Source organism: Methylibium sp. T29-B, assembly GCF_000576225.1.
GTDB lineage: Bacteria > Pseudomonadota > Gammaproteobacteria > Burkholderiales > Burkholderiaceae_C > Methylibium > Methylibium petroleiphilum.
In genome coordinates this window covers 1-739 of record NZ_AZSN01000388.1, presented here as the reverse complement: position 1 = coordinate 739, position 739 = coordinate 1, and the positions used below count along the sequence as shown (strand labels likewise).

Annotated in this window: 1 pseudogene; it reads left to right on the top strand. The window is 76.7% G+C overall.

The features are described from left to right. A pseudogene (locus tag Y694_RS25190) lies at positions 1 to 739 on the top strand (transcriptional regulator); the annotation flags it as partial.

The following is a 739-nucleotide window of genomic DNA, read 5'->3' as shown; positions in this document are numbered from 1 at the left end:
CCGACGCGCTCGGGGGCCGGCCCGAGTCGCGCATCGCGCTGGTGCTGGACGACCTGCACCACGTCACCGACGCGGCGGCGCTGCAGCTGCTCGACACGCTCATCGCCCGCGCGCCGCCGGAGCTCTGTCTCCTCATCGGCAGCCGCACCGCGCCGCCGCTGTCGCTGGCGCGCTGGCGTGCCGGCGGCGAGCTGGTGGAGCTGGGCCTGGAGGACCTGCGCTTCGACCTCGGCGCTGCGCAGGCGCTGTGCCGGCTGCGCGGGCTGCAGGCGCCGTCCGACGCGGCGCTGCAGGCCGCGCTCGTGCGCACCCACGGCTGGGTGGCCGGCCTGCACCTGCTGCTGGGCAGCGCTCGCGCCGGCACGGGCAGCCTGCCCACGCTCGCCGGCCCGGCGGCCCACCGCCACCTGTTCGACTATTTCGCGCAGGAGGTGCTGACCGGGCTGCCGCCGCCGCTGCAGCAGTTCGTGCTGTACGGCAGCGTGCTGCCCGAGCTCAGCCCCGCGCTGTGCCAGGCCGTCACCGGCCGCGACGACGCCCGCGCGGTGCTCGACGACCTGTTCGGTCGCCAGCTCTTCCTCAGCGCGCTCGACGACTCCGTGCCGGTGCTGCGCTTCCACGACCTGTTCCGCGATTTCCTGCGCGGCGAGCTGGAGCGGCGCGAGCCCGGGCACGCCGCCGCGCTGCATTCGCTGGCCGCTGCCGCCGAGACGCGCGCCGAGCGCGCCGTGCCGCACTG